The 4,159-nt window shown below is 52.8% G+C and carries 6 protein-coding genes; 5 read left to right on the top strand and 1 reads right to left on the bottom strand.

Features of this window, described 5'->3' with window-relative positions; genetic code table 11:
• Positions 1-358: sugar phosphate nucleotidyltransferase (locus AC128V_RS06700; RefSeq protein ID WP_482763898.1), on the bottom strand; the 358-nt coding region annotated here is incomplete at its 3' end.
• Between the two features lie 169 nt (positions 359-527).
• On the opposite strand from AC128V_RS06700, the gene sdhC reads away from it, so the two are divergent.
• From sdhC to AC128V_RS06675, 5 genes are all read left to right on the top strand, one after another.
• Positions 528-857 (top strand): succinate dehydrogenase, cytochrome b556 subunit, encoded by a 330-nt coding sequence (gene sdhC, locus AC128V_RS06695; protein ID WP_482763899.1) that lies wholly within the window; start codon positions 528-530, stop codon positions 855-857.
• Between the two features lie 12 nt (positions 858-869).
• Positions 870-1,316, top strand: coding sequence for a succinate dehydrogenase hydrophobic membrane anchor subunit (locus AC128V_RS06690; protein WP_482763897.1), 447 nt, complete (start codon positions 870-872; stop codon positions 1,314-1,316).
• Between the two features lie 10 nt (positions 1,317-1,326).
• The gene (gene sdhA / locus AC128V_RS06685; protein WP_482763896.1) at positions 1,327-3,114 is read left to right on the top strand and encodes a succinate dehydrogenase flavoprotein subunit; all 1,788 of its coding nucleotides are present in this window, start codon (positions 1,327-1,329) and stop codon (positions 3,112-3,114) included.
• Positions 3,114-3,854, top strand: a complete 741-nt coding sequence (locus AC128V_RS06680; RefSeq protein ID WP_482763895.1) for a succinate dehydrogenase iron-sulfur subunit — start codon at positions 3,114-3,116, stop codon at positions 3,852-3,854. The genes sdhA and AC128V_RS06680 overlap by 1 nt, the downstream gene beginning before the upstream one ends.
• Positions 3,854-4,159 (top strand): Rieske (2Fe-2S) protein (locus tag AC128V_RS06675; RefSeq protein WP_482763894.1); only part of this gene is annotated, 306 nt, incomplete at its 3' end. The genes AC128V_RS06680 and AC128V_RS06675, both read left to right, overlap by 1 nt.

The following is a 4,159-nucleotide window of genomic DNA, read 5'->3' as shown; positions in this document are numbered from 1 at the left end:
CTTGGATGACGTGATCGGCAGCAAAAGAGCCGATGATTACATCTGGTTCCCGCCTTGCCAAGATGGCTGCGGCGAGCGCAATCGCTGCCGTGGAGTCCTTCGGGCTTGCCTCGAGAACGAGGTTGTTCTTTGAAAGCTTTGGAAGCTGGGCCATAACGGCTTCTTCGTGGGCTACCCCGGTAACGATCATGGTTCGGTGCGCATTGGTAAGAGGAGATACTCGATCCCAGGTGTCCTGAAGCAAGGTTTGGCCAGAGCCAGTTAGGTCATGCAAAAACTTCGGTGCCGATGCCCTAGACAGCGGCCAGAGCCGACTGCCTATTCCGCCGGCGGGGATGACCGCGTGGAAGCGGTCCATGGGTTTTCTGGGATTGGCCATAACAATCAAAACACTAGCCCACCCTTCTGTGGCTTGGAAGAAGGGCCAATAGTTTCGGGGTTAGACTTTTACAAAAGCTAGTTCAAACCCGAGGAGGGGTTTCGTGTCACTACTGTCATCAGGCACCCTGTACCGCGGAAAAGTCGGTATGTGGTCCTGGGTTTTGCACCGAATTACCGGTGTCGCCATGTTCTTTTTCCTTCTGGTGCACGTGCTCGACACCGCGCTGGTCCGAGTGAGCCCAGCTGCCTACGACGTGGTTATAGCCTCCTACAAAACCCCGATTATCGGCCTTGCTGAGCTTGGGTTGGTCGCAGCGGTTTTGTACCACGGCCTAAACGGACTTCGAATCACACTTATTGATTTCTGGAGCAAGGGTGCCAAGTACCAGAACCAGATGTTCTGGGTTGTTATGGCAGTCACAGTTGCGCTTTTTGTCGGCTTTGCCCCCGGGCACATAATTAACGTCTTTAGTTAGGAGAGCAAGAACATGTCAATAGTTATTGAGACACCGAACTCTCCTAGGACCAGGAGCCAGGCCAACTTGGAAAAGTATGGCTGGGTCTTCATGCGCATTTCCGGACCTTTCCTTATTGTTCTGATTTTTGTTCACCTGATCTCGAACCTGGTTGTTCCAGACGGCGGCATCAAGGCCATTGACTTCGCATTCGTTGCGGGTAAGTGGGCGGCACCGTTTTGGCAGTGGTGGGATCTTGCGATGCTTTGGCTGGCACTGATTCACGGCACCAACGGAATGAGAACAGTTGTAAACGACTACACCGAAAAAGAAGGTGTGAGAAAGACACTTGTTTTCTCGCTCTGGGGAGTTTGCTCAGCACTAATTTTGTTGGGCACCTTAGTAATCTTCACCTTTGACCCATGCCCAGCCGGCGCCGCCGCGGAGCTTCTTCCATCATTTTGTCCAGCAGTTCAGTAAGGATTAGTAATTGTCTTTGAACGAACACGGAACTAAAACGCACCACCACCAGCACGACGTAGTAATTGTCGGCGCCGGTGGCGCCGGCATGCGCGCCGCGATCGAAGCTGGGCCTCACCTAAAGACAGCGGTTATCTCAAAGCTTTTCCCTACCCGCTCACACACCGGTGCAGCCCAGGGTGGAATGGCAGCAGCTCTTGCCAACGTTGAGGAAGATAGCTGGGAATGGCACACCTTTGACACCGTGAAGGGTGGCGACTACCTGGTGGACCAGGACGCCGCTGAGATTCTTGCTAAAGAATCTGTCGAGGCGGTTATTGATCTAGAGAATATGGGACTTCCCTTTAACAGAACCCCGGATGGCAAGATTGACCAGCGCCGTTTCGGAGGTCACACCAGAGACCACGGTAAGGCTCCGGTTAGGCGCTCTTGCTACGCAGCAGACCGCACCGGTCACATGATTTTGCAGACCCTTTACCAAACCTGCGTAAAGCTAGGAATTGAATTCTTCAACGAGTTCTATGTGCTCGACCTGGTGATGGCTGACTACAACGGCGAGAAGCGCCCATCGGCAGTTGTTGCATTTGAGCTAGCTACCGGCGACCTACACGTGTTCCAGGGCAAGTCGATTGTTTTTGCAACCGGTGGTTTTGGAAAGATTTACAAGACCACCTCAAACGCCCACACCCTAACCGGAGACGGTGTTGGCATTATCTGGCGCAAGGGTCTTCCACTGGAAGACATGGAGTTCTACCAGTTCCACCCAACCGGTCTTGCAGGTCTTGGCATCTTGCTTTCAGAAGCCGCCCGAGGTGAGGGAGGAATTCTTCGAAACGCATTGGGTGAAAGATTCATGGAGCGCTACGCGCCAACCATTAAAGACTTAGCACCGCGTGACATGGTGGCCCGTGCAATGGCGAACGAGGTTCGGGAAGGAAGAGGAGCCGGACCAAATAAGGACTACGTTCTTCTTGATCTAACGCACTTACCTCCTGAGGTTATCGACGCAAAGCTTCCAGACATTACGGAATTTGCCAGAACCTACCTCGGTGTTGAGCCTTACACCGAACCGGTTCCGGTTTTCCCAACCGCTCACTACGCAATGGGTGGAATACCCACAAACGTAAAAACTGAAGTTCTCTCAGACAACGACACCGTAGTTCGCGGACTGTTTGCTGCTGGTGAGTGCGCTTGTGTTTCGGTGCACGGAGCCAACCGCTTAGGAACCAACTCGCTACTGGATATCAACGTATTTGGTAAAAGAGCCGGAAGGTACGCAGTTGAGTATGCTCGCGAAGCTGACTTTGTTCCGGTTCCTGAAAACGCCATCAGTGAAGTTGAGAAGCTTCTTGCCATTGCTAGAAATGCAACCGGAACCGAAAAGGTTGCCGTTTTGCGCAAGGAACTTCAGGACACCATGGACAAAAACGCTCAGGTGTATCGCACCGAGGAGTCACTAAACGAAGCCCTCGAGAAGATTGCCGAACTTCGGGTTCGCTACCAGAACATTCAGGTTCAGGACCGCGGCAAGCGATTCAACACCGACCTGCTAGAGGCAATCGAACTTGGCTTCTTGTTTGACCTATCTGAGGTTTTGGTTATGACCGCACGCGAGAGAAGAGAGTCCCGTGGTGGACACTTCCGCGAGGACTACGAGACAAGAAACGACGAAGAATTTATGGTCCACTCCATGGCCTACAAGCTAGACAAGACCCCGGAAAAGCCCGGCGAAGACATCCGGGTTGACTGGAAGCCAGTCACCGTGACCAACTACCCAGCGATGGAGCGTAAGTACTAATGGTTGATGACGTAAAGGTAATTGCCGAAGTTCCTAGCTTCACAGTCACGCTGATGGTTCGTCGTTACGACCCAGAGGTAAGCGAAGAAGTGAAGTGGGTTGACTACGAGGTCACCGTTTACGGAACCGACCGTGTGCTTGATGCCCTGCACAAAATCAAGTGGGAAATCGATGGATCGCTTACTTTCCGCCGCTCCTGCGCCCACGGTGTTTGTGGCTCGGATGCTATGCGCATCAACGGAAGAAACCGCCTTGCCTGCAAGACCCTTATTAAGGACCTTGACATCACCCAGCCGATCTACGTTGAGCCAATCAAGGGCCTTGCCGTTGAGAAGGACTTGGTTGTTAACATGGAGCCTTTCTACAAGGCCTACCGCGACATAAACCCTTTCTTGATCGCAAACGACAAGCCAGAAAAAGAGCGCCTGCAGTCTCCTGAGGACCGCGCACGATTTGATGACACCACCAAATGCATTTTGTGTGCAGCGTGTACCACCAGCTGCCCGGTGTTCTGGACCGACGGACAGTACTTCGGACCAGCTGCGATTGTTAACGCTCACCGCTTCATCTTTGACTCTCGCGATGAGGGTGCCGAGGTAAGACTGGATATCTTGAACGATAAAGAAGGTGTCTGGCGTTGCCGAACTACTTTTAACTGCACCGAGGCATGTCCTCGTGGCATCCAGGTAACCAAGGCAATTGCTGAAGTAAAGCAGGCCATCTTGAAAGGTCGCCCCTAGTGATTAGCCGCCGCGGAGTGATCGCCTCGGCAGTTGGAGTGTCAGCAGTTGCAGCTCTGACCGCCTGCACTCCAGAGGTCACAGACCTAGGAAACACTGCGGAACCTTCGGCCCCAACAGCTTCTGGTCCGGTTGCAGTAGCAAAGATCACCGATATCCCAATTGGCTCGGGTAAGAAATTTGATGTTGATGGAACTCCAATTTTGATCACCCAGCCAAGGGCTGGCGAATTCCGAGGCTTTAGTGCAGTTTGCACCCACGCCGGATATGTGATGAACAACGTTGCAAACTCTGAGATCAAGTGT

The sequence above is a fragment of the Aquiluna sp. genome (assembly GCF_965064355.1).
This window is presented reverse-complemented; position numbering and strand designations above follow the sequence as displayed.